The 22,619-nt window shown below is 70.5% G+C and carries 23 protein-coding genes and 1 riboswitch; of the genes, 13 read left to right on the top strand and 10 right to left on the bottom strand.

What is annotated here, in order from left to right; genetic code table 11:
- Positions 1-18: 18 nt before the first annotated feature.
- The 11 genes from OG892_RS05555 (at position 19) to OG892_RS05505 (ending at position 10,583) form a co-directional block, all read left to right on the top strand.
- A complete protein-coding gene (locus OG892_RS05555; RefSeq protein ID WP_371628606.1) occupies positions 19-1,236 on the top strand; it encodes an ROK family transcriptional regulator in 1,218 nt (405 codons plus the stop codon).
- 516 nt (positions 1,237-1,752) lie between these two features.
- Positions 1,753-1,883, top strand: a riboswitch (FMN riboswitch).
- A 155-nt stretch (positions 1,884-2,038) separates the two neighbouring features.
- Complete coding sequence (gene ribD / locus OG892_RS05550) at positions 2,039-3,139, top strand: bifunctional diaminohydroxyphosphoribosylaminopyrimidine deaminase/5-amino-6-(5-phosphoribosylamino)uracil reductase RibD (RefSeq protein WP_328867733.1); 1,101 nt, start codon at positions 2,039-2,041, stop codon at positions 3,137-3,139.
- A complete protein-coding gene (locus OG892_RS05545; RefSeq protein WP_073739440.1) occupies positions 3,140-3,757 on the top strand; it encodes a riboflavin synthase in 618 nt (205 codons plus the stop codon). It abuts the gene before it with no gap.
- Positions 3,754-4,398 (top strand): nicotinamide mononucleotide transporter family protein, encoded by a 645-nt coding sequence (locus OG892_RS05540; protein WP_073739438.1) that lies wholly within the window; start codon positions 3,754-3,756, stop codon positions 4,396-4,398. Before OG892_RS05545 ends, OG892_RS05540 begins: the two co-directional genes overlap by 4 nt.
- Positions 4,395-5,693, top strand: coding sequence for a bifunctional 3,4-dihydroxy-2-butanone-4-phosphate synthase/GTP cyclohydrolase II (locus tag OG892_RS05535; RefSeq protein ID WP_073739436.1), 1,299 nt, complete (start codon positions 4,395-4,397; stop codon positions 5,691-5,693). Before OG892_RS05540 ends, OG892_RS05535 begins: the two co-directional genes overlap by 4 nt.
- A 53-nt stretch (positions 5,694-5,746) precedes the next feature.
- Complete coding sequence (gene ribH / locus OG892_RS05530; protein WP_024493156.1) at positions 5,747-6,232, top strand: 6,7-dimethyl-8-ribityllumazine synthase; 486 nt, start codon at positions 5,747-5,749, stop codon at positions 6,230-6,232.
- Between the two features lie 34 nt (positions 6,233-6,266).
- Positions 6,267-6,539: a phosphoribosyl-ATP diphosphatase gene (locus OG892_RS05525; protein ID WP_073739434.1), complete on the top strand. Its 273-nt coding sequence runs from the start codon at positions 6,267-6,269 to the stop codon at positions 6,537-6,539.
- Positions 6,540-6,598: 59 nt separating this feature from the next.
- Positions 6,599-7,447, top strand: coding sequence for an ATP phosphoribosyltransferase (gene hisG, locus OG892_RS05520; RefSeq protein WP_073739432.1), 849 nt, complete (start codon positions 6,599-6,601; stop codon positions 7,445-7,447).
- 22 nt (positions 7,448-7,469) lie between these two features.
- On the top strand, positions 7,470-7,934 hold the full coding sequence (locus OG892_RS05515; protein WP_073739430.1) for a PH domain-containing protein: 465 nt from the start codon (positions 7,470-7,472) through the stop codon (positions 7,932-7,934).
- A 184-nt stretch (positions 7,935-8,118) separates the two neighbouring features.
- Complete coding sequence (locus OG892_RS05510) at positions 8,119-9,489, top strand: hemolysin family protein (protein WP_371628605.1); 1,371 nt, start codon at positions 8,119-8,121, stop codon at positions 9,487-9,489.
- Positions 9,486-10,583 carry a hemolysin family protein gene (locus tag OG892_RS05505; protein ID WP_073739426.1) on the top strand — a complete coding sequence of 366 codons (1,098 nt, stop codon included), beginning with the start codon at positions 9,486-9,488 and terminating at the stop codon, positions 10,581-10,583. Before OG892_RS05510 ends, OG892_RS05505 begins: the two co-directional genes overlap by 4 nt.
- A 49-nt stretch (positions 10,584-10,632) precedes the next feature.
- Here OG892_RS05505 and OG892_RS05500 read toward each other — a convergent pair whose 3' ends face one another.
- Both OG892_RS05500 and OG892_RS05495 read right to left on the bottom strand, forming a co-directional pair.
- A complete protein-coding gene (locus OG892_RS05500; RefSeq protein WP_199884563.1) occupies positions 10,633-12,537 on the bottom strand; it encodes an AAA family ATPase in 1,905 nt (634 codons plus the stop codon).
- 376 nt (positions 12,538-12,913) lie between these two features.
- Positions 12,914-13,525, bottom strand: coding sequence for a uridine kinase (locus tag OG892_RS05495; RefSeq protein WP_073739422.1), 612 nt, complete (start codon positions 13,523-13,525; stop codon positions 12,914-12,916).
- Between the two features lie 225 nt (positions 13,526-13,750).
- Here OG892_RS05495 and OG892_RS05490 point away from each other — a divergent pair, with 225 nt between their 5' ends.
- On the top strand, positions 13,751-15,118 hold the full coding sequence (locus OG892_RS05490; protein ID WP_371628604.1) for a peptidase C39 family protein: 1,368 nt from the start codon (positions 13,751-13,753) through the stop codon (positions 15,116-15,118).
- 462 nt (positions 15,119-15,580) lie between these two features.
- Here the strand turns inward: OG892_RS05490 and OG892_RS05485 are convergent, their stop codons facing one another.
- The 5 genes from OG892_RS05485 to OG892_RS05465 all read right to left on the bottom strand — a co-directional run bounded on the left by OG892_RS05485 (position 15,581) and on the right by OG892_RS05465 (position 18,716).
- On the bottom strand, positions 15,581-16,000 hold the full coding sequence (locus tag OG892_RS05485) for a nuclear transport factor 2 family protein (RefSeq protein WP_073739418.1): 420 nt from the start codon (positions 15,998-16,000) through the stop codon (positions 15,581-15,583).
- Between the two features lie 44 nt (positions 16,001-16,044).
- On the bottom strand, positions 16,045-16,800 hold the full coding sequence (locus OG892_RS05480; RefSeq protein WP_371631581.1) for an SDR family NAD(P)-dependent oxidoreductase: 756 nt from the start codon (positions 16,798-16,800) through the stop codon (positions 16,045-16,047).
- 143 nt (positions 16,801-16,943) lie between these two features.
- Positions 16,944-17,699, bottom strand: coding sequence for an enoyl-CoA hydratase/isomerase family protein (locus tag OG892_RS05475; RefSeq protein WP_371628603.1), 756 nt, complete (start codon positions 17,697-17,699; stop codon positions 16,944-16,946).
- 116 nt (positions 17,700-17,815) lie between these two features.
- Entirely contained in the window at positions 17,816-18,181 is a 366-nt protein-coding gene (locus OG892_RS05470) for a putative quinol monooxygenase (protein ID WP_371628602.1), read from the bottom strand.
- Positions 18,182-18,284: 103 nt separating this feature from the next.
- The gene (locus OG892_RS05465; RefSeq protein ID WP_371628601.1) at positions 18,285-18,716 is read right to left on the bottom strand and encodes an Rrf2 family transcriptional regulator; all 432 of its coding nucleotides are present in this window, start codon (positions 18,714-18,716) and stop codon (positions 18,285-18,287) included.
- On the opposite strand from OG892_RS05465, the gene OG892_RS05460 reads away from it, so the two are divergent.
- Positions 18,671-19,546 carry a DUF6875 domain-containing protein gene (locus OG892_RS05460; RefSeq protein ID WP_371628600.1) on the top strand — a complete coding sequence of 292 codons (876 nt, stop codon included), beginning with the start codon at positions 18,671-18,673 and terminating at the stop codon, positions 19,544-19,546. The genes OG892_RS05465 and OG892_RS05460 overlap by 46 nt on opposite strands.
- Positions 19,547-19,560: 14 nt before the next feature.
- Here the strand turns inward: OG892_RS05460 and OG892_RS05455 are convergent, their stop codons facing one another.
- The 3 genes from OG892_RS05455 to OG892_RS05445 all read right to left on the bottom strand — a co-directional run bounded on the left by OG892_RS05455 (position 19,561) and on the right by OG892_RS05445 (position 22,218).
- The gene (locus tag OG892_RS05455; RefSeq protein ID WP_371628599.1) at positions 19,561-20,331 is read right to left on the bottom strand and encodes a hypothetical protein; all 771 of its coding nucleotides are present in this window, start codon (positions 20,329-20,331) and stop codon (positions 19,561-19,563) included.
- Between the two features lie 222 nt (positions 20,332-20,553).
- Positions 20,554-21,726 carry an argininosuccinate synthase gene (locus tag OG892_RS05450; protein WP_073739413.1) on the bottom strand — a complete coding sequence of 391 codons (1,173 nt, stop codon included), beginning with the start codon at positions 21,724-21,726 and terminating at the stop codon, positions 20,554-20,556.
- Between the two features lie 363 nt (positions 21,727-22,089).
- Positions 22,090-22,218, bottom strand: coding sequence for a hypothetical protein (locus OG892_RS05445; protein WP_371628598.1), 129 nt, complete (start codon positions 22,216-22,218; stop codon positions 22,090-22,092).
- Between the last annotated feature and the right edge of the window lie 401 nt (positions 22,219-22,619).

Here is a 22,619-nt window from a genome sequence, read left to right as displayed (position 1 = left end):
GTCTGGAAGGATCCCGGCATGCCCGCATCACCGAGCACCGCCAGGGCCATCAACGACCGGCTCGCCCTGCGGCTCCTCCAGCAGGACGGCCCGCTGACGGCCACGCAGTTGAAGACCCTGACGGGGCTCTCCCGGCCCACCGTCGCCGACCTGGTCGAACGGCTCCAGGGAGCGGGTCTGGTCCGGGTGGTCGGAGAGGCCGGGGCCGAGCGCCGCGGCCCCAACGCCCGGCTCTACGGGATCGTCGCGGACCGCGCCCATCTGGCCGCCCTCGACGTCCGTACCGACAGCCTCGCGGTGGTCGTCGCCGACCTCCTGGGCGCGACCCTGGCCGAGGCCACCCTGCCGATCGGCAGCGAGACCGCCACCGACGACGCCGTCGAGCAGGCCGTGGCCCTCCTCGAACGCACCGCGCGCCGGGCCGGCACCGCGCCGCTGCACAGTGTCGGCATCGGCGCCCCCGGCCTGATCGACCCGGTCACCGGGGAACTCCGCGACACCACAGGACTGCCGGCCTGGCACCGCCGACTGGTCCTGGCGCTCCAGCAGCGGCTGCCTGCCGGCGTGCTCGTCGAGAACGAGACCAATCTGGCGGCTGTGGCCGAGCACCGGGTCGGAGCGGCCCGTGACCACGACACGTTCGTCCTGCTCTGGCTCGGGCACGGGGTGGGGGCGGCCGTCATGCTGGACGGGAAGGTGCGCCGCGGTGCCTCCGGCGGCGCGGGCGAACTCGGTTTCCTCCCGGTGCCCGGCACGATCGGTATCCCGTCGGCCGTCAGCTGCGACGGCGGCTTCCACTCGCTGGCGGGCTCGGTGGCGCTCTGTGCACTGGCCGCCGACCACGGCATCGCCACGCCGTCCGGCGGCCGGGAGCCGGGCGCCGCCGACGCCGTCCGCGCGGCCCTGGCGGGGGAGGGCGACAGCGAGGCGTTCCTCGGCGCGCTCGCCGACCGGCTGGCAATCGGCGCGGCAGCCGTCGTCTCGGTCCTGGACCCGGGGTGCGTGCTGCTGTCGGGCGAGGTCGGCCTCGCGGGCGGCGACGCGCTGGCCGCACGGGTCGAGGAACGGCTCGCCGTGATGTCCCCCCTGCGCACCGAGGTCAGGGCCGGCCTGCTCGGCGGCACGGCGGTCCTGCGCGGCGCGTTGCTCGCGGCGCGGGAGGCGGCGCAGGACGCGCTGTTCGGTGACGGGTCCCCGGGGCGCGGGGTTCCGTCCTCAATCGCCGGACGGGCTTGAGTGCGGGTGCTCCGCCGGGTGCGGGGTGCGCCTGCCCGGTGGGTGGGGGGGTGGTGCCCCTCCGGGGCGTCTCCTCGAAAATGGCGTGTTCACCCGGGTACGTGAGGGACCCGGGTCGTACGCCATTTCCTGCGGGGACTCCCCTGCACGTCCCCACCCCAGCGTCAGTCGCGTCTGCACACCGGCGGAGCTGCTGTCGCAGACGCGCGGCGGCCGGGTTCGGGGGCGTGCAGGGGAGTCCCCGCAGAACGACGAACAGATACCCGGGTACGCAATGCGGACCCGCCGCACGTTCGTCGTTCGAGGAGACGCCCCGGAGGGACCCCGGACCCCCACCCACCGGGAAAGCGCACCCCGCACCCGGCGGAGCACCCGCACCCAAGCCCGTCCGGCGATTGAGGACAAAACCCCGCACCAAGGAAAAGCCGCAACGTCACGGGCTGTCTGTGAGCCACTCCACAGCGTTCACCCGCATGGCCCACGGCCAGTCGTGGCACACTGATCCTGTACCAGCAGCAGCGCACTCCGGGGTCGGTGCAATTCCGAACCGGCGGTTATAGTCCGCGACCCGTCCGCATCCAGCGGCCGGTTGACCAGGTGGGATTCCTGGACCGACGGTTAAAGTCCGGATGGGAGGCAGTGCGCGGCGGGCCGTTTCGCGGGTACGCCGCCGTCGGCGGATGGTTTTCGGGCGACCGATCCATCCGTTTTTCCGGCATTCGGCGTCCCCGTTCCGCGTTCCGCTTCATCTGTCGTCATCGACAGGCCCCGGAGTCCGTGCCCGAAGAGGCAGGAGGACCCGGTGGACACCGCAGCCGACACCACCGCAATGCGCCGAGCCATCGCGCTCGCAGCCCGCGGTCTCGGCTCCACCAGCCCCAATCCGGTCGTCGGATGTGTCGTCCTCGACGCGACGGGCCGGCCGGCCGGTGAGGGCTTCCACCAGCGCGCCGGAGGGCCGCACGCCGAGGTCCACGCCCTGCGCGCGGCCGGCGAGAAGGCCCGGGGCGGCACCGCCTACGTCACCCTCGAACCCTGTAACCACACCGGCCGCACCGGCCCCTGTGCCCAGGCGCTCATCGCGGCCGGAATCGCCCGCGTCGTGTACGCGGTCGGGGATCCGAACCCGCAGGCCACCGGCGGTGCCGACACCCTGCGCGGCGCCGGGGTCAAGGCCGAGCAGGGCCTCCTCGCCGAGGAGGCCGAGCAGGGCAACGCAGCCTGGCTGACCTCCGTGCGGCTGGGCCGGCCCCATGTCACCTGGAAGTACGCGGCCACCCTGGACGGCCGGATCGCGGCCGCCGACGCCACCAGCCGCTGGATCACCTCAGCGGAGTCCCGCGCCGACGTCCACCGGCTGCGCGCCGAGGCGGACGCCGTCGTCGTCGGCTCCGGAACCGCCCGCACCGACGACCCCCAGCTCGGGGTCAGGGGCATCGACGGCGCGGTCCAGCCGCTGCGGGTCGTCGTGGACACCGCCGCCACCGCCGTCCGGCCCGGCGCCCGGGTTCTCGACGCGGGCGCCCCCACTCTGATCGCCGTGGCCGACGACGCGGACGTCCGCCACCTTCCGGAAGAGGCCGTCCTGCGGCTGCCGCGCGCCGTGCCCGGCCCCGGGCTGGACCTTGCCGCGCTGCTCGCCGCCCTCCACGGGCGCGGCATCCGCTCCGTACTCCTCGAAGGCGGGCCGACCCTGGCCGGGGCCTTCGTCGCGGCGGGAGCCGTCGACCGGATCGTCGGCTACCTCGCCCCCGTGCTCCTCGGCGCGGGCCCCGCGGCCCTGGCCGACGCCGGAATCCCCACCATCTCCAAGGCGTTGCGCCTCCAGATGACCGAGACCGTGCGTATCGGCCCCGATCTGCGCATCACCGCCGTCCCCGGCCCTGCTCCGAAGGGAAACTGAGTGTTCACCGGAATTGTCGAAGAACTGGGTGAGGTCACCGCCGTCGAGAACCTCGGCGACTCCTCCCGATTCCGCCTGCGCGGACCCGTGGTCACCGAGGGCGCCAAGCACGGCGACTCGATCGCCGTCAACGGTGTCTGCCTGACCGTCGTCGACCACGGCGGGCAGGAGTTCACCGCCGATGTGATGGCCGAGACGCTGAACAGGTCCAGTCTGGGCGCACTGCGGGCCGGCTCCCGGGTCAACCTGGAGCGGCCCATGGCGGTCGGCGGCCGGCTCGGCGGGCACATCGTGCAGGGCCATGTGGACGGCACGGGCCGCATCGTCGAGCGCAAGCCCTCCGAGAACTGGGAGATCGTGAAGGTCTCCCTCCCCGCCGAGCTCACCCGGTACGTGGTGGAGAAGGGCTCGATCACCGTCGACGGCGTGAGCCTGACCGTCGTGGACGCCGGACCCGACTACTTCACCATCAGCCTCATCCCCACCACCCTCGCCCTGACCACGCTCGGCCACAAGGAGCCCGGCGACCCGGTCAACCTAGAGGTGGACGTCATCGCGAAGTACGTCGAGCGGCTGCTCGGCCACCGCGCGCAGGAGCCAGAGGAGCCGGTGAAGTGAGCGCTCTGCACTGGCTGAACTCGGAGGCGTTCAGCGTCTTCGGACAGCACATCATCTGGTCCGACATGATCGGCAACACGATCGGTCTGATCGCCCTCACGCTGGGCTGGCTGCGCTCGATCTGGACCTGGCCGGCGCAGTTGCTGTCCGGCGTCGTCCTGGTCGCCGCCAACGTCTCCGTGCACCAGGCGGGCAGCGTCGGCAAACAGGTCATCGTCATCGCGGTGGCCGTCTGGGGCTGGCAGCAGTGGACCCGGGGCAGGCAGCAGGCCCAGGACGGCTCCATCGCCGTACGGTTCGCCACCTGGCGCGAGCGCGGCTACCTGCTCGGCGGGGCGGCGGTCGGCACCCTCGCGGTCGGCGGCCTGTTCACCGCGTTCCCCTCGCTCTCGTGGAGCCCGTGGGCGGACGCGTACATATTCGCCGGCACGCTCGTGGCGATGCTCGCCCAGGCCCGCGGCATGGTCGAGTTCTGGTTCGCCTGGCTCCTCGTCGACCTGGTCGGCGTACCGCTCAACTTCCACAGCGGTCTCGCCTTCTCCGGTCTCATCTACGTCGTCTACGGGGCCCTCGTCCTGTGGGGCATGCGCGACTGGTGGCTGCGTACGCGGACACCCGCTCTGGAAGGAGCCACGGCATGACTGCCCAGCCCACCTGGTTGCACCGGGAACACCACGCGCCCGCGGAGGACCTCACCCTGGACCCCGTCGAGCAGGCCATCCGCGACATCGCGGCGGGCCGGCCCGTCGTGGTCGTCGACGACGAGGACCGGGAGAACGAGGGCGACCTCGTCATCGCGGCCGAGAAGGCCACCCCCGAGATCGTCGCCTTCATGATGAGCGAGTGCCGCGGACTGATCTGCGCGCCCATGGAGAACGCCGAGCTGGAACGGCTCGAACTCCCGCAGATGGTCGACCACAACACCGAGTCGATGAAGACGGCCTTCACCGTCTCCGTCGACGCCTCCGCCGCGCACGGCGTCACCACCGGCATCTCCGCCGCCGACCGGGCCGCCACGCTCCGGCTGCTGGCCGGCGGCGTCGCGGGCCCCGGTGACTTCGTACGGCCCGGCCACATCTTCCCGCTCCGGGCCCGTACCGGCGGTGTGCTCGTGCGCAACGGGCACACCGAGGCGGCCGTCGACCTCGCCCGGCTCGCCGGACTGCGGCCCGCCGGGGCGATCGTCGAGATCGCGGGCGAGGACGGCGTCATGCTGCGCCTTCCCCAGCTGGTCCCGTTCGCCCGCAAGCACGGGCTCACGATCATCTCCATCGAGGACCTGATCGCCTACCGGCGCACCTCGGAGCCGACCGTCCGCCGCGAGGCAGAGGTCCGGCTGCCGACGGACTTCGGCGCGTTCACCGCGTACGGCTACCGCTCCACCGTGGACGGCGTCGAGCACGTCGCGCTGGTCCACGGCGACATCGGGGACGGCGACGACGTCCTGGTCCGGGTCCACTCCGAGTGCCTGACCGGCGACATCTTCCAGTCGGAGCGCTGCGACTGCGGCCCCCAGCTGCACGCCTCGATGCGACGCATCACGGACGAGGGACGCGGCGTCGTCGTCTATCTGCGCGGCCACGAGGGACGCGGCATCGGCCTGGTCTCCAAGCTCCGCGCGTACGAGCTCCAGGAGCGCGGCGTCGACACCCTCGACGCCAACCTGGAGCTCGGACTGCCCGCCGACGCCCGCGACTACGCGGCCGGCGCCCAGATCCTCAAGGACCTCGGCGTCCGCAGCCTGCGCCTGATGACGAACAACCCCGACAAGACCGCCGCGATCCTGCGGCACGGACTGGCCGTCACCGGACGGGAACCGATGCCCGTCCAGGCCGGCGAGCACAATCTGCGCTACCTGCGCACCAAGCGGGACCGGATGGGCCACGACCTGCCCTGGCTCGACGCCGCCACGGTGTCGACCTGCGGCAACCAGTAGCCGGACCACCAGCACTTCCAGCAGCCATCAAGGAAACGAGCGGTAGGAGAGACATGAGCGGCAAGGGCGCACCCGAACTGTCCGTACGCAACTGCGGTGACCTGCGCGTGGCGGTCATCGCCGCGCAGTGGCACGAGAAGGTCATGGACGGACTCGTCGACGGCGCGCTGCGCGCCCTGCACGAGCTGGGCATCGACGAGCCGACCCTGCTGAGGGTCCCCGGCAGCTTCGAGCTCCCGGTGGTCGCCAAGGTACTGGCCGGGCGCGGGTACGACGCGATCGTCGCGCTAGGCGTGATCATCCGGGGCGGCACCCCGCACTTCGAATACGTGTCCCACGGCGTCACCAACGGCCTCACCCAGGTCGCGGTCGACACCGGTGTACCGGTCGGCTTCGGCGTCCTCACCTGTGACACCGAGGAGCAGGCACTCGACCGGGCGGGCATCGAGGGGTCCAACGAGGACAAGGGGCACGAAGCGGTCACCGCCGCCGTCGCCACCGCCACCACGCTGCGCTCGGTCAGCGAACCCTGGCGCTGAGTGCGTGTCCGGGACCCCGTATTCTAAGGACATCATGGCGAACAAAACCTTCGAAGAGCTCTTCGCCGAGCTGCAGCTCAAGGCCGCCGACGGCGACCCCTCCACCTCCCGTACCGCCGAACTGGTGGACAAGGGTGTGCATGCCATCGGCAAGAAGGTCGTGGAGGAGGCCGCCGAAGTCTGGATGGCCGCCGAGCACGAGAGCAAGGACGCGGCAGCCGAGGAGATCTCCCAGCTGCTCTACCACGTCCAGGTGATGATGGTCGCGCGCGGAATCTCGCTCGACGACGTCTACGCCCATCTCTGAGCACGACCTCGCACCCGTCCGACGCTCCCAGACCCCTTTCGCAAAGGAAACCCGACCTCATGCTGCGCATCGCCGTCCCCAACAAGGGTTCACTCTCAGGGCCTGCGATGGCGATGCTCCATGAGGCCGGCTACCAGCAGCGCAAGGAGTCCAAGGAGCTCGTCCTCGTCGACCCCGAGAACCAGGTGGAGTTCTTCTACCTGCGGCCGCGCGACATCGCGATCTACGTCAGCTCGGGCCGCCTCGACATCGGCATCACCGGCCGTGACCTGCTGCTGGACAGCGGCGCCGAGTCGGAGGAGATCCTCCAGCTCGGTTTCGCCCGCTCGACCTTCCGCTACGCCACCAAGCCCGGCACGGCCGCGGGCCCGCAGGACTTCGACGGGCTGACGATCGCGACCTCCTACGAGGGCATCGTCGCCAAGCACCTGGCCGATGTCGGGGTCAACGCCTCCGTCGTCCACCTGGACGGCGCCGTCGAGACCGCGATCGAACTCGGTGTCGCGCAGATCATCGCCGACGTCGTCGAGACCGGCACCAGCCTGCGCAACGCCGGCCTCGAAGTCATCGGCGAACCGATCATGAAGTCGGAGGCGGTCGTCATCCGCCGCGTCGGCGCCCCGGACGACGAGCCCAAGGTGCAGCAGTTCCTGCGCCGCCTCCAGGGCGTCCTGGTCGCCCGCAGCTACGTGATGATGGACTACGACTGCCGCGTCGAGCACCTGGAGCGCGCGGTCGCCCTCACCCCGGGCCTGGAGTCGCCCACCATCTCCCCGCTGCACCACGAGGGCTGGGTCGCCGTCCGCTCCATGGTCGCCGCCAAGGAGGCGCAGCGGATCATGGACGACCTGTACGACCTCGGCGCCCGCGCCATCCTCACCACGGCCATCCACGCCTGCCGGCTCTGACGGCGGGACACGGAAGAAGACCATGTCAGCCCCCGTACCCCCGGCCGGAGCCCCCGCGCTTCCGGTCACCTTCCGGCCGACCCGCACCCGCGTGGTCCTGCTGAGCGTCGGCGTGATGATGTTCGTCGTCATCACCGTCGTCGCCTTCACCCTGGAGCAGCTCAGCAACGGGGAGCGGGCCAGCTTCGTCTTCACCGCGCTGGTCTTCCTCGGTGTGCTGGCGCTGCTCAGCCGTCCCAAGGTCGTCGCGGACGACAGCGGGGTGACCGTGGTCAATCTCACCCGTACCAGGCGGCTGTCCTGGGCCGAGATCGTGCGCGTCAACCTGCGCGTCGGTGACCCCTGGGTCTTCCTCGACCTCAGCGACGGCACCAGCATGCCCGCCCTCGGCATCCAGCCCGGAATCGCCAAGGAGCAGGCCATTCGCGACGCCCGCGCGCTCCGCGCCCTCGCCGAGAACCACGGCACGGGTACGGACAACGGCTGAGCCCCCTGCCCCGCAGGGCCTCTTGTTGATTACTCTGGGGGGCGGCGGCGCCCTGTGGCGCCCCGCCCCCACCAGAGGTCTTTGAGACCCGCGGGGCTTTCCTGCGACCCAAGGAGTGACTCCCTCCAGCAATGGACGGATCTTCCGGTAGTACCTGCGCCGCCCCTTCTGTGGAGGCGGCGGCATGACCACCCCCCTGCTGCTTCTCGGTGCGGCATTCCTTCTCATCCTCGCCAACGGATTCTTCGTGGCAGCCGAATTCGGGCTCGTCACCGTGGAACGGGCGGACGCCGAGCGCGCCGCCACCGAGGGCGACCGGCGGGCCCGTACCGTCGTCGACGCCCTGCGCGAACTCTCCTTCCAGCTGTCCGGCACCCAGCTCGGCATCACGATCACCTCACTGGTGGTCGGCATGCTCGCCGAGCCGGCGCTCGCCCAGCTGCTGGAGAGCCCCCTCACCCTGACCGGTCTCCCCGACGGTGCCGTCCCCGGCATCAGCGTGGTGATCGGCATGCTCCTCGCGGCCGCCGTCCAGATGGTGATCGGTGAACTCGTACCGAAGAACTGGGCGGTCTCCAAGCCGCTCCAGGTCGCCCGGTTCGTCGCCGGACCCCAGCACCGGTTCACCATGGTCTTCCGGCCCGTGATCGGGCTGCTGAACACCGTCGCCAACCGGCTGGTGCGGCTGCTGGGCGTGGAGCCGACCGACGAACTGGCCTCCGCCCGCACCCCGGGCGAGCTCGTCTCGCTGGCCAGGCACTCCGCAGAGGCCGGCACCCTCGAACAGGACACCGCGGATCTCTTCGTACGGACCCTGTCGCTCGCCGGCCTCACCGCCCAGCACGTCATGACCCCTCGGGTGAAGGTCAGCGCCCTCCAGACGTCCGCCACCGCGGCCGACGTCCTCAACCTCACCCGGGCCACCGGCCTCTCCCGCTTCCCCGTCTACCGGGAGCGCATCGACGAGGTCGTCGGCATGATCCACCTCAAGGACGCGCTCGCCGTTCCCTCCCAGGACCGGCTGCGCACCACGGCCGGCCGGATCGCGGTGCCCCCGCTGCTGGTCCCGGAGACGCTGCCCGTCGAACAGCTCCTCCAGCGGCTCCGCAAGGAGCAGCCGATCGCCGTCGTGGTCGACGAGTACGGCGGTACCGCCGGTGTCGTCACCCTGGAGGACATCATCGAGGAGCTCGTCGGGGAGGTCAGGGACGAGCACGACGCCGAAGGCGCCGACCGTCCCGAGCTTGCCCCCGCCGCCCCCGAGGACGGCAGGCCCGCCTGGGACGCGGAGGGCAGCTGCCGAGTCCTCACCCTGCGCCGGATAGGGCTCGACGTACCCGACGGCCCGTACGAGACCGTGGCCGGTCTCGTCGCCGATCTGCTGGGCCGGATCCCCGCCCCCGGAGACCGGGCCGAACTGCCCGGCTGGCGCATCTCGGTCCGCCAGGTCGGCCACTACCGGGCCGAGAAGGTCCGCTTCGTGCGGCTGGCCGGGGTCAACGAGCAGCTCACCGCGGAACCGGCGGCCCGCGGCGTCCTGGAGGCGGCGCGATGAGCCTGGTCCAACTGCTCTTCGCCGGACTCCTGGTCCTCGCGAACGGCTTCTTCGTCGGCGCCGAGTTCGCACTCGTCTCGGTACGCCGCAGCCAGATCGAACCGCTCGCGGCAACCGGGTCCAGCCGGGCCCGGCAGGTGCTGTACGGCCTGGAGAACCTGCCGCAGATGATGGCGGCCGCCCAGTTCGGCATCACCATCTGCTCGCTGACTCTCGGCGCCGTCGCGGAACCGACCGTCGCCCAGCTGCTGGAGCCGGTCTTCCACGCGGTCCACCTGCCCGAGGGCCTGATCCATCCGCTCGGCTATGTGCTGGCGCTGGTCTTCGTCGTCTTCCTCCACCTCGTCATCGGCGAGATGGTCCCGAAGAACCTGGCGATGGCCGCCCCGGAGAAGACCTCGCTGTGGCTCAGCCCCGGCCTGGTCGGCTTCGCCCGCCTCTGCCGCCCGGTCACCTCCGCGCTGGGCGCCTGCGCCCGGCTGGTGCTCCGGCTCTTCGGCGTCGAGCCGAAGGACGAGGTGGAGGCCGTCTTCACCAGCGAGCAGCTCAACCGGCTGGTCGAGGACTCCGGACAGGCCGGACTCCTGGGGCCGGACGCGCAGGAGCGGCTGGAGGACGCCCTGGAGCTGGGCAGCAGGCCCGTCACCGATGTGCTGCTGCGCCGGGCGAACCTGGTGACGGTCGACCCGTCCGTCACCCCGCACCGGATCGAGGCGCTCACGGTGCGGACCGGCTACTCGCGGTTCCCCGTCTGCGCGGAGGGCGGCGGCCCGTTCATGGGCTACCTGCACGTGAAGGACGTCCTCGACCTGGAGGACGGCGAGCGGGCGGTCCCGCAGCACGTATGGCGCCCGATGGCCACGGTACGGGCCGAACTCCCGCTGGACGACGCCCTGACGGTGATGCGCCGCGCCGCGACGCACCTGGCCCAGGTCGCGGACGCCTCGGGCCGGGTACTCGGCCTGGTCGCCATGGAGGACGTCCTGGAGATGCTGGTCGGTGAGGTGCGGGACCCGGCCCACCGGGTCTCGGAGCCGCGCCGCACCGGGGAGAGGCAGACCGGCTCGGACGAACTCACGGCCCTGGTCGGTTGAGGCTCCCGGGCCGTCGGACGGGTCGCTGGACCCGTCCGACGGCCCGGGATCACCCGGCCGGCCGCTCCGGGGGCCGGCGCCCCGACAGCACCTCGCCGTACGCCTGCATCAGATCCGGCAGCCGCAGCGTCGCCAGATCGTCCCGCGTCGGCACCGTCGCATAGCCGGAGAGCCGCAGATCGCGGTAGGCGCAGCTCTTCTCGTACAGCGTGCGCAGGAACCGTCCGTTGCCCAGTTCGTCGAGCCAGCCCTGGTCGACGACGTGGCCGCTGATGGCCCGCAGCTCGTCCAGCGACTCCTCGTCCCACGCGTCCCCGTTCTCCTCGGCCAGGACCTCACCGATCGAGGTGAGCTCAAGGGGGCGGTAGCTGGGGAAGTCCACCCGGGTGGTGAACCGAGAGGACAGCCCGGGGTTGGTGGCGAGCAGCCGGTCCATGCCCTCCGGGTATCCCGCCAGGATGACGACGAGATGGTCCCGGTTGTCCTCCGCACGCTTGAGGAGCACCTGAAGGGCCTCGTCCCCGTACGCGTCGCCCTTGCTGTAGCCCGTGTTGGAGAGGCTGTACGCCTCGTCGACGAACAGCACCCCGCCCAGCGCGGAGTCGATCAGCTCATTGGCCTTGACCGCCGTCTGGCCCAGGAACTCACCGACCAGGTCCGCCCGCTGGGCCTCGACCAGATGGTCCCCGCCGAGCAGGCCGAGTGCGTAGAACACCCGGCCCAGAATGCGGGCCACCGTGGTCTTCCCGGTGCCGGACGGCCCGGAGAAGACGAAATGCCGTTTCGGCGGCTGCACGGGGAGCCCCTGGCCGGCCCGCAGCCGCGCCATGTTCAGCTGCGCGGACAAGGCCTTGACCTGCCGCTTCACCGGCTCCAGCCCGACCATCCGCTCCAGCTCCGCCAAGGCCTCGGCCAGCAGCACCGGATCGCTCGGGCCCGCCGGGAACAGCGACGGCGCCGACTGGCCCGGTACCGAGGTCTTCTCCCGCGCCCCACCGGGCGGAGGCGACACCCCGACCCCCGGCAGGTCCTGCGGTTCCCCGCCGCCGGGGCGCAGATCCCGGCCGTCCACCAGGTCGGTGCCCAGGACCGCGTCGCCGTCCGGCTGGGCCTCCACGAAGGCGCCGTCGCCGCCCAGGCCGGTCAGCGAGACCGCGGCCAGCCCGGAGAACTCGTCGGAGCCGTCGAGCCCGTCGTAGTCCGCGATCGCCGCCAGCCGCGCCGAGGTGTCCATGAACGCCGGATCGATCCGGTGCACGGCCCGGTACAGCGGCAGCGCGGCCGCGCTGCGGCCGGTTCCCTCGTGCGCGCGGGCCAGCCAGTAGCGCAGCTCCTTGCGCTGCGGCTGCTCGCTGCGGCAGCGCATCAGCGCGGTGGAGAGCAGCGGCTCGGCCTGTCCGTACATCTCCAGCCGGACCCGTGCCATACCGCCGAACAGCCCCGCCTCGATGCCCAGCAGCGGGTCCTCGATCAGCTGTTCCGTATGGCGTACGAGCTGCTCCCAGTCCTTGACCAGGTAGGACCGGCAGGCGTGCAGGAAGCGCACCTGCGCGTCGGCGTCCACCGGCGGCAGACCGGCCAACGCCCGGTCGAGCTCCGGCACATGGCGTCCGTCCAGCCAGTGCGAGGCGTGCGCCAGCAGCAGGTCGCGCGGGCTCTCCAGCACCGGCTGCACCCACCAGCCCAGCCAGTACCAGGAGTTCAGCGTGCGGCGGTGGCGGCCGCGCTGCTCCCCGAAGCGGTCGCGATGGCTGTACATGTGCAGCAGTGCCGATGTGGTGTCGACCCGCAGCGCGTGGAGGCCCAGCCAGGCGTCCGCCATGCCGGGATCGAGCTGTACCGCAGCTCTGAATTCCTCCTCTGCCTGCGGGTAGGCGCCCATCGTGTAGGCGTCCACGCCGCGCAGCCAGGCGAGGTCGGCCGGGGCCTGTGCGCCCTGCGTGCCGATGTCCATCTGGTCCCCCACAAACCGTGCCCCCAGGATGTCCCGCCGCACGGCTGCCCGCCGAGGCGTGCCGAACCGCTGTGCCGCGAACGGGAATTGACCGCACCGAGAGGCATCGTACCTGCGCAGGGAGTGTCCGACTAAGGGCGCCGCAGGCCGAAGAGGGGTCGTGACCCAGGGTGAGCGGCATGGGGTGAAAGGTGGCCGGGAACCGGCGTGGGGCACAGAACGAAGCCCCCGATCACGGGGGAACAACCGGGGGCTTCGCGTCTGCGGGGGCTCCGAAAAGCCGCACATTGAGAACGTAAGACCTGTACCGCGCCGGGTCAAGCAGAGCCGGGGCACTTCCGGACCGATTTCCGACTGGTCGGTATGGCGGTGCCGATTAATCACTTTGGGTGACGGAACGACTCGCTTTTGCTGTCGCGCCGGATCCCTTCAACCACTCGTACCCCACAGGCAACTGACGCACCAACGTTTCGGCCGAGGGGCGGGAGGGATCGGCCGAGAAATGAGCCGATTCAGCGACGGTCCAGTCGTCCCAGAACGCCGTCAGGGCCGGACCGTCCCGCCGTCGGCCCCGTTCCCAGGACTCGGCGGCGGGCAGATCCATCCACAACAGGTGTGCGAGGAAGGGGCGCAGTGCCCGTCGTCCGGCACCGACCCCCTCGATCAGGACCACCGGGGCGGGTTCCAGGGTGCGCGCCGGGCCGAAGCGCCGGGCGGTCCAGTCGTACGGCTCGTAGCGTGCGGGCTCCCCGTGCGACAGCGGCTCGATCACCTGGCTCCGGAGCCGGGCCGTCCAGTCGAACATCTCCTCGTGGCTGGCCAGATCGTCCAGGTGGAGTACGGGTGCGCCGTCGAGCGCTGCCGCGAGCCGGGCGGCAAAGGTGCTCTTGCCCGATCCCGCGTGGCCGTCGACGGCGATCAGCCGGACCGGCCCGCAGGACGGTGGCAGGGTGCGCAGCCGCGCGGCGTGCTGCGAGAGGTCGCTCATCCGTCCAGCCTACGAGTCCGTCCGGCCTACGAGTCCGTCCGGCCCGCGAGTGCGTCCGGTCTACGAGCCGCTGCGTAGCCGTCGCAGGTCACGCCAGTGGTCGAGACCAATATTGGTCGGGCGGCGCGAGGCGAATCGCTGGCCGAACCGGGGAAGAAGCCGCGATAGTTGGCGCACTGTCGTGCACCTGAAGCCCCATTCCGCTTACGACCGGGGGTCTCGCCCATGCCCAGTCCGACCTCACGCCGAACCGTACTCGCCGCCGCCATCGCGGCAGCGGCCGGAGCCGGAGCGGTGTCGTCCACCGCTTCCGCCGCTCCCTCCCGTGTCCCGCGTCACGCACCTTCGGCGGCAGCCTCTCCCGTGGACAACCACTCCTGGAGTACGTACACCGACTGGCGCTGCGGTTCCGGCGCCGGGACCCGCGCCGTCGCGGGGCGCCGGGCGGGCCTGGTGATCGGCCACCCGCTGGGACGTACCGACTACACCGACCCGCACACGGGTACGACGGCGGCCTGGGAGTACGCGACCTGGACCTCACCCGTCCACCGCTCCGCCGTCCCGGCCACCGAGGTGATCGCCTCCTGGAACGCGCACACGCCGGCCGGCACCTGGATCCAGATCGAGCTCCGGGGCACCTACTCGGACGGCACGGACACCCCCTGGTACGTCATGGGGCGCTGGGCGTCCGGCGACGGCGACGGCGACATCCGCCGTACGTCCGTCGACGGCCAGAGCGACGGCAAGAGCTCCATCTGGACCGACACCTTCTCGGTGGACGACGCGGCGAGCGGCCTGCGGCTCGCGTCCTACCGGCTGCGGCTGACCCTGTATCGCACCCCGGGCACCCGGCTCACCCCCACGGTGTGGCGTCTGGGCGCGATGGCCTCCGACATCCCCGACCGCTTCACCGTGCCCGCCTCCGTCCCCGGACTGGTCCGGGAGCTGCGGGTGCCGCGCTACTCGCAGAACGTGCACGCGGGCCAGTACCCCGAGTACGACAACGGCGGCGAGGCGTGGTGCAGTCCCACCTCCTCGCAGATGATCATCGAGTACTGGGGCCGCCACCCCAGCGCGGCGGACCTCGCCTGGGTCAAGCCGGGGCTGGCGGACCCACAGGTCTGCCACGCGGCGCGGTTCACCTACGACAACCAGTACGAGGGCTGCGGCAACTGGCCGTTCAACGCCGCCTACGCCGCCACGTACGAGGACATGAGCGCCGTGGTGACCCGGCTGGGCTCGCTGAAGGACCTGGAGACCCTGGTCCGGGCGGGGATTCCGGCCATAACGTCTCAGTCGTTCCTCAAGGAGGAGCTGACGGGCGCGGGCTACGGCACCTCCGGTCACCTGATGACGGTGATCGGCTTCACCGCGGACGGCGACGTGATCGCCAACGACCCGGCGTCCCCGGACGACGAGGCGGTCCGCCACGTCTACAAGCGGCACGAGTGGGAGACGATCTGGCTCCGCACCAAGCGTTACGACGCGAACGGGCAGGTCAAAAGTGGTACGGGTGGGGTCTGTTACGTCTACTGGCCGTCTGACCCAGCACCCGCTCAGCACCGCGCTCTGAGGTCGCTAGGCCTGCTGTGAGCATGTAGGGCCCCACACGGCCACCTCGACCACCTGGCGGCAGCGCTCATGGCCGTCCGGTGTGAGGTGGCCGTACTGGTCGACCGTGACCTTGATCGAGCGATGTCCGAGGACTCGCCTCGACGGCGCCGTCCGCATGGCTCCGGGTGAAGGGTTCACCGTCGTCACTGACGACGGATCCGGAGCACTCGCCTTTCAACGCGATCGTGCATGATCAGGGTCTTACGTGTGGGTTAATTCGGTTCTCTGAACTACCGGCTGGGCGACATGCGGCCTGCGGCGAGCTCTGGGCGGGGTCCTTCGCCTGCGGGCATTCGCCAAGAGCCTGCTCGCAGTCGCCAGGTGAACCATCCGTGCGCCTTTACACCTGACTCTGGCGTCGCGGTGGTCGTGATCCCCATCACGCAAGCCTTCAAGCCGAAGCCCCATCCCTCGGCTTGAAGGCTCACGTCCGTCCTGGGTTCAGGTCAGGCCGAGTTGGGCAGCGACGACGGATCCTTCCGCGTAGCAGTCGAAGCGCTTGATCTTGCCGTCGGTCAGCTCGAACACGTCGCAGCACGGGGCATCCATGCGTTTGCCGGTCGGCGGGACGGTTCCCGAGGGCAGTTCGAGCGGACCGAGGTGGGTGCCCTGCAAGCTCAGTTGCACGATGACCACGTCACCGGTCACGTAGAACCGGCCGAGCTCACGGTGCATGTCGGGGAACGCCTTCGCGTAGACCTCGACCGTCTTGCCCAGCTCTTCCGCGCCGCGGTAGGTGCGCGGGATGGATTCGTCGGTGAAGGTCCCGTCATCGGTGAAGGCCGCGATCCATCCGGCGACGTCCCTGTCCTCGGCGAGTTGGTAGGCGTTGCGGATGATCTTCTCGTTGTCGGGTGACATCTCAGTCCTCCTGATCCGTGGGGTGGCGAGCTCGTGGTCTCGGTCTAGAGCTGGGTCGCGCCGCCGTCGACGTACAGCTCCGCGCCGGTGGTGAAGGAGCTCTGGTCGCCCGCCAGGTACAGGGCGGTGGCGGCGACCTCGTCGGGGCTGCCCGCCCGGCCGAGCGGCGTCGGCGCGGCCGGCCCGGCTGCTGCGGTGATCTGTTCTTCCTGCGGGAAAGCGGCCCGCAGTCCGTCGCCGCCGGGGGTGGCGACGGGGCCGGGGGTGAGGGCGTTGACGCGGATGCCGCGCCCGGCGAGTTCGGCGGCCCAGGTGCGGGCGAGGCTGCGGATGGCGGCCTTGGTCGCGGCATAGATACCCAGGCCCGGGGCGCCGCGCAGGGCAGCGCTGGAGGAGAGCAGGACCACCGAGGCGCCGGCCGACAGCAGCGGCAGCGCCTTCTGCACGGTGAATACGGTGCCCTTGAGGTTGATGGAGGTGGCGCGCTCGTACGCTTCCTCGGTGATCGCGCCGAGCGGGCCGAAGTCACCGACGCCGGCGTTGGCCACCACGATGTCCAGACGGCCGCTGCGCTCGGCGATCTCCGCGAACAGCCGGTCGAGGTCGTCGAGTTGCGACACGTCGCTTTGGATGCCGATCGCGTGACTGCCGACCTGCTCGACGGCAGCGTCCAGCTCGGCCTTGCGGCGGCCGGTCAGGTAGACGGTCGCTCCCTCGGTGGCGAACCGGCGGGCGATGGCCAGGCCGATACCGGCGGAAGCCCCGGTCACCAGGGCGGTCTTGTCGTCCAGCTTGCCCATCAGATTCTCCATATCTTTGGCGTAACTGGTTTGGTTACGTTTTCGGGTACGGGAAGCGCCTTGCCGCGTACGAGAGCGGGCGAGTCAGAGCCGAATCGTCTGGATCGCCTGACGGGCGAGGTGAAGCTCCCCGAGAGGCAGGGTCAGGCGAATCGAGCGGCCTCTTCGATCTTGCGGAATGCGGCCTGGGCGTGCGGGGTGGCGAACAGGTCCATGGTGAGGTCGAGCATCATCGTGTCGGCGCCCGGGGTGCCGCCGCCCGTCCATGCCTTGAGGAGAGACTGGATGGCGGCGTTCGCCGGCTTCGAGCCGCCGGCGACCTGCTCGGCAATGGCCTGCGCGGTGGCGTCGACGGTGCTCGGGGGTACGACGCGGCCGGCCAGACCGATGTGGCCCGCCTCGACGCCGGTGAGAGTCTCGCTCAGCAGAACGTGCTGCGCCGCACGCCCGCGGCCGATGCGGTCGGCCAGTCGCTGTACCCCTCCGGCCAAAGGGGCCATCCCTACGGTTGCCTCCACCCAGCTGAAGGTCGCATCGTGGGCGGCCACGATCAGATCGCAGCGCAGGGCGAGTTCGTAGTGGCCGCCGATCGTCTTGCCCCTGACCGCGGCGATGGTCGGCACGCGCAGCGCTTCGATGGCGGCGTACGACTGGTTGACCTCGGCAATGAAGGTGCGGAACCAGTCAGTGCTTTTCCCCGGCCAATCGGGTACGTCCCCGCCGGTTCCGAAGTTGGGCCCCTCCGCCCGCACGACCAGAGCTTTGATGTCGCTCTCGCCGGCCTGGTGCACCGCAGTGGCAAGGTCCTCGGTGAAGCGAACGCCGATCTGCTGGTCGGGCGGGTTGGCGAGGACGATGTGACCGACCCCGTCCCTCTGTTCGAACTGTACGGTTTCCATGGTCGTTCCCTCCGTGCGGGGCTTCATTGAGTGATGCCGTGCCGGGTGCGCGATCGGAACGAGCGGCCGGCTACTGCTGGACAGGCAGCGGTGCGCGGTCGTCGGCGCTCCAGTGTTCAGCCCGCGAGTTCCACCCCGCCGGGCGGGTCCCCGGCGCCCTGGTCTGCGATCTCGTAGCGCTGGCCTTGGTGGTCCAGGATCCTGACGGTGGTCATCACGTCCCCCAGGGCCTTCTGGAAGGGTTCGGTGGCGTTGTGGCGGTCGATGGCGGCCTGGTCGGCCCAGCCCTCGGAGAGATGGAAGGTGTTGGGGTCGAGCAGGTCGGCGGCGAACACGTAGAACACGCACCCCGGCAGCTCGGCGGTGAAGCTGATATGGGGAACGACCGCGTCGATGAACTTCTGCCGGTCGTCCGGGTGCACGCGGTAGTAGGCGTTGAACACGACCTGCGTGGCGAGGTTCCTGCTGGTGGGTTCGGTCATCGTCTTCTCTCCTGACAATCGGCGTGACGCTTCGAGCGAGGTGGTTGTAGCTATATTGGTTACATTTAAGGCCTGAGGACACACCGTGCGTGTCGCACGGTGGTCAGGAGGCGGAAAGCGTGTCACGCAGGACGTCGGCCAACGTCGTCCGGGCCAGCTCGCCGCGAAGCGTCTGGTCCAGGCGGCTGTAGACGTTCGAGAGAGCGGGCTGGATGCCGGCGCCCACGACGCATTCCTGATTGGGCTCAGCACGGTGCATGTCGAACAAGGGGCCGGACTCGATCGCGTCGTACACGTCCAGCACGGTGATGTCGGCGAGTTCGCGGCTCATCAGCCACCCCGCGCCGGCGCCTCGCCGCGCGTGGACGAGCCCTGCGCTGCGGAGTTGACCGAGCAGGCGTCGGATCACCACGGGGTTGGTGTTCGCGCTCTCCGCGATCTGTTCCGAGGTGGCGACTTCATTCCCACGGCTCTGGTAGAGCCCCACCCATGCCAGCGCGTGGACGGCGACGGTCAGCTTGCTGTTGGCACTCACGGGACCTCCTCCCTCTCTGGCGTAACTGTAATTGTTACGACGAAGGCGGGCAAGCGCAGTCCCTGCCGGCCACCCCAACAGGATCGCGTAAGCCGTCGCTACGCCCGCACTCGACTGACCAGCAGCGCCCTCCAAGAGGGCAGGGCACCGTGGATGGCGAGGGCGGTCCGCCTCGGCCTTCGCCCGACGACGCCGGCCTCCCTGAAATACGGGCAGGGGGTCCTCCGCGCGGTGAGCGGAGGACCCCCTGCCGCCGGGAGAGGGGAACAGCAGCCACGCATCTCGCTCGGCCCGCTCTCCAGACATGGCGCTGTCCGGGATGCCGGAGCCCGTTCATGGCTCCTGCCCTGCGCGCCGACGGAGTACGGGCGCGGGTGTTCCCCGGCAGTGTGGACCTGGACGGTCTGCTGTCAACGGTCGACGCCATGGTGGAGGTACTGCGGGGCGGTTGCTGGCCGACGACCAACCGTGCTCTGCACGCCGTGGTTGCCGTCCTGCCCGACCTTCCTCAGGCCGACGAGGAGCTCCTGGACCACGTGCAGGAGAAGGTCAGGACGCCGCTGGCCCAGGAGGGGATGATGCTCGGCCAGTTCCATTCGCGGGGCGACCAGGGCGCCGCGCGCAACCCCCGGTTTCCGGTGTCCCGCTCCCCGGTCCCGATGCTGGCGCTGCGCTGGATGGCCCTGCACGATGTGCTCTTCCTCCACGACGCCCCCGACCGGTTCGCCGCCTACGAGGAGCGGTTCGGGACCGTCTACCGCTCCGGTCGCACCATGGACCCGCTGTTCACCCGGCTCTACCAGCAGGCACATCGCCAGGAGCGTGGGTGACGGACCCGACAGGGTCAGGGTGCCAGGCGGGTCAGGGTCTGGGCGAGGTCCCGGGCTGTGGGCCGGTCCCCGGGCCTGCTCAGCAGGGCCTGCTGCAGGACTGTTTGGAGTTCGGGCCATGGTGTCTCGGTCCGCAGGGGGATGCGGCCGGTGGCGATCTGCGCGCGGAGCTGGTCCGAGGTCAGGTCCTCCGGTGTGATGCCGGCAGCCCGGTAGTCCAGGGGCCAGGTTCCGGTGACGCAGGTCCACAGGGTGGCGGCCAGGGTGTAGACGTCGGCTGCCCTGCCCGCGTCCAGGGGCATATCGCCCGCACCGCGCAGGGCCAGTTCCGGCGGCACGAGATGGTCGATACCCACCCCCGTCACGGGTGGCGGCCGCATCCCTTCCCGCCAGCTCCAGGCCAGGTCGATCAGACGGACACCGCCGGGGGTGTGGATCCCGTGGTCCGGCTGGAGATCGGCATGGACCCAGCCCAGACCGTGCAGACCGGCGACCGTTTCACACAACTCCGCCGCCGCGCCGAGCCCCGCCCGCTGCCCGGTGCCGTTCTCCCGAAACAGGGCGAAGGCATCCCACGTGGACGGCCCCTCGAACCACCGCGCCATCAGCCACGCACTGTCCGCCCCGCGACCCGAGGCGAGCAGATGCCCGGACCATCCCAACGCCCGGAGAACCTCCGTCTCCCGTGACACGGCTGCCGCGCCGTCGCTGGTGCCGATCTTCACGGCGAACCTCCCGCCGGTACCCGCCGCCTCCCACACCACCGCGCCCGGGCGGGACGTCACCTCCCGCAACCTGAAGCCGCTTCCGCAGCGGGCCTCGACCACTGCGAGAGCCTCTGCGTGTCCGGACGGAAACTGCCCCATTCTGTGAACCTCCTGTGCGTTGGTGGCATGCGGCACTGCTCCGGGGCGGCCGGACTGCACCCAGCGGGGTGGGTGGGCCGGCATTCGCGCCGAGGTGGGTGGGGGATGCCCGGGACTCCGCTCTGTGTGGTGTTCTTCCGGTCATGGCCGGGCCAGGGGGAGGGACCATACGTAGGCGAAGGCGGCGCCTGCCTGGTGGTTGAAGGTGTCACCGGTTTCGTAGGTGGCCAGGGACCCGCTGTAGCGGGAGTTCGGGGATTGCCGGGCGATGACGGTGTGCGAGCCCTTGTACAGCTCCAGGGTGATGTCGCCGGTCACGGCGGTCTGGAGGCTGGAGACGAAGGCGTCCAGGGCGCGGCGCAGGTCGGAGAACCAGTAGCCGTAGTAGACGAGTTCGGCGTAGCGCAGGGCCATGGACTGCTTGTGGTGGAGCGTCTCGCGGTCGAGGACGATCGCTTCGAGCTCCTCGTGCGCGGTCATCAGCACGGTTGCGGCCGGTGCCTCGTAGATGCCGCGCGTCTTGAATCCGACGATGCGGTTCTCGACGATGTCGACGCGGCCCACCGCGTGGCGTGCGACGACGGCGTTGAGCCGGTGCACGAGCTCGGGTAGCTGGAGCCTCTCGCCATCGAGGGCGACGGGGGTCCCGGACTCGAATCCGATGGTGACCCGCTCCGGCCGGTCCGGGGCCGTCCTGGGGTCTGCCGTGAGCTGCCAGGCGCGAGGAGGCGGCGGCCGGCTGATGTCGTCCAGTTCGCCGCACTCGATGCTGGTTCCCCAGATGTTGGTGTCGATGCTGTAGGGGTTGTCGGGGGTGACCGGCACTTGGATGGCGTGTTCGCGGGCGTAAGCGAGCTCTGACTCCCGGGTGGTCAGGTCCCAGTCGATGACCGGTGCGAGGACTCGCAGAGCGGGGTCGAGAGCGGTGACACCGGTGAAGAAGCGCACCTGGTCGTTGCCCTTGCCCGTCGCCCCGTGGGCGACCGCGTCAGCGTTCTCCGCATGGGCGATCTCGACCATGCGCTGGGCAATCAGCGGACGTGAGAGCGGTGCGGCCACCAGGTACTTGTTCTCGTAGCGGGCGTGTGCCCGCAGCGCGGGCAGCGCGAAGTCCTTCAGGAAACGGTCGGTGAGCGGCTCGACGTACACCTTCGAGGCGCCGGTGCGCAGCGCCCGTTCCTCGATCGTGTCCAGCGACTCGATCTGCCCGATGTCCGCGCAGAACGCGATGATCTCGGCGTCATACCGCTTCTTGAGCCAGTGCAGGGCCACGGAGGTGTCCAGACCTCCTGAATAGGCGAGCACGATCTTCATGAGCCCTCCAGAGATGATGCCGGGCGAGAGATGGTGCCGGTGGCATCACCGCCAGCACCGTCCAGGGGGCTCTCCCGCGGTCTGCCCCGTCCCTGAGTCTGTCCATCCCGCCTGCACCACACCCCCCGGGGGGGCTCACAGCCTCACGCGAGCCGCCACCCCGCTGCGGCACCCGGACCCGCCACTCTCCTGGCAGCGCAGGACGCTTGCTCAGCCCCGGGCAGGAATCCCGGGGCGCCACTTCTCCTCGTTCAGGTCTTGGACCCCGGCCGGTGCACCCGGAGGCGAGATCAGCACCCTGTCCTGGTCAGCACCGCCGTACTGCCCCGTGAGCAGCACAGCGCCGTCCGCGGTGAGGAACCGCTAGTCCGCCACGTTCTCGATGGCGACCCGGTCAGCGGCGCCGGCCGGGGTGACGGCGAGGACACCGGCCCCGATCGATACGGCCGTTACCACTGCCGCCGCAGTACAGGAGTGCTTCAGGTTGGCCATCGATCGTGCCTCTCGGAGAAGGAGTTCCACCGGGGCCGCCCCACCGACCAGGTGGAACCGCCGGATTCAGAGAACCCGGTACTGCGAAGCCCTCACCGCAATCACCCGATCGTGGGCGGGGGCCCGATCCGGACACCACCGTCCTCGTACCAGGCGGTGGCCTCGGCGCCGATGCGAAACCGTCACGCCGGACTCCTGATACTCCGCCCCCGCCATACGAATTCGTGCTGCGGGCGTTTGGGGCTACCGATGGTATTCACTCGGGTATCTGATGATTCGTCAGGTGTGGTGTGGTGTGGTCCGGGCTCGGCGGGGCGGGTGGCCGGCGGCGACCTGTGCCACCTCGATGCGCGCATATGGTGCGGGCGAGCGAGACCGCCGTCAGCTTCGTGCCGGGGGTG

The organism is Streptomyces sp. NBC_00341, assembly GCF_041435055.1.
In the GTDB taxonomy this organism is placed as follows: Bacteria; Actinomycetota; Actinomycetes; order Streptomycetales; family Streptomycetaceae; genus Streptomyces.
Note: the sequence above shows the minus strand (reverse complement) of the source record. Positions and strands in the feature narration are given on the sequence as shown.

Coding starts and splice junctions, on each gene's coding strand:
- OG892_RS05555 (WP_371628606.1), top strand. CDS start 19: ATGCCCGCATCACCGAGCACCGCCAGGGCCATCAACGACCGGCTCGCC.
- OG892_RS05535 (WP_073739436.1), top strand. CDS start 4,395: ATGACTGCCCAGCCCACCTGGTTGCACCGGGAACACCACGCGCCCGCG.
- ribH (WP_024493156.1), top strand. CDS start 5,747: ATGAGCGGCAAGGGCGCACCCGAACTGTCCGTACGCAACTGCGGTGAC.
- OG892_RS05525 (WP_073739434.1), top strand. CDS start 6,267: ATGGCGAACAAAACCTTCGAAGAGCTCTTCGCCGAGCTGCAGCTCAAG.
- hisG (WP_073739432.1), top strand. CDS start 6,599: ATGCTGCGCATCGCCGTCCCCAACAAGGGTTCACTCTCAGGGCCTGCG.
- OG892_RS05515 (WP_073739430.1), top strand. CDS start 7,470: ATGTCAGCCCCCGTACCCCCGGCCGGAGCCCCCGCGCTTCCGGTCACC.
- OG892_RS05510 (WP_371628605.1), top strand. CDS start 8,119: ATGACCACCCCCCTGCTGCTTCTCGGTGCGGCATTCCTTCTCATCCTC.
- OG892_RS05505 (WP_073739426.1), top strand. CDS start 9,486: ATGAGCCTGGTCCAACTGCTCTTCGCCGGACTCCTGGTCCTCGCGAAC.
- OG892_RS05500 (WP_199884563.1), bottom strand. CDS start 12,537: ATGGACATCGGCACGCAGGGCGCACAGGCCCCGGCCGACCTCGCCTGG.
- OG892_RS05495 (WP_073739422.1), bottom strand. CDS start 13,525: ATGAGCGACCTCTCGCAGCACGCCGCGCGGCTGCGCACCCTGCCACCG.
- OG892_RS05490 (WP_371628604.1), top strand. CDS start 13,751: ATGCCCAGTCCGACCTCACGCCGAACCGTACTCGCCGCCGCCATCGCG.
- OG892_RS05485 (WP_073739418.1), bottom strand. CDS start 16,000: ATGTCACCCGACAACGAGAAGATCATCCGCAACGCCTACCAACTCGCC.
- OG892_RS05480 (WP_371631581.1), bottom strand. CDS start 16,800: ATGGGCAAGCTGGACGACAAGACCGCCCTGGTGACCGGGGCTTCCGCC.
- OG892_RS05475 (WP_371628603.1), bottom strand. CDS start 17,699: ATGGAAACCGTACAGTTCGAACAGAGGGACGGGGTCGGTCACATCGTC.
- OG892_RS05470 (WP_371628602.1), bottom strand. CDS start 18,181: ATGACCGAACCCACCAGCAGGAACCTCGCCACGCAGGTCGTGTTCAAC.
- OG892_RS05460 (WP_371628600.1), top strand. CDS start 18,671: ATGCCAGCGCGTGGACGGCGACGGTCAGCTTGCTGTTGGCACTCACGG.
- OG892_RS05450 (WP_073739413.1), bottom strand. CDS start 21,726: ATGAAGATCGTGCTCGCCTATTCAGGAGGTCTGGACACCTCCGTGGCC.
- OG892_RS05445 (WP_371628598.1), bottom strand. CDS start 22,218: ATGGCCAACCTGAAGCACTCCTGTACTGCGGCGGCAGTGGTAACGGCC.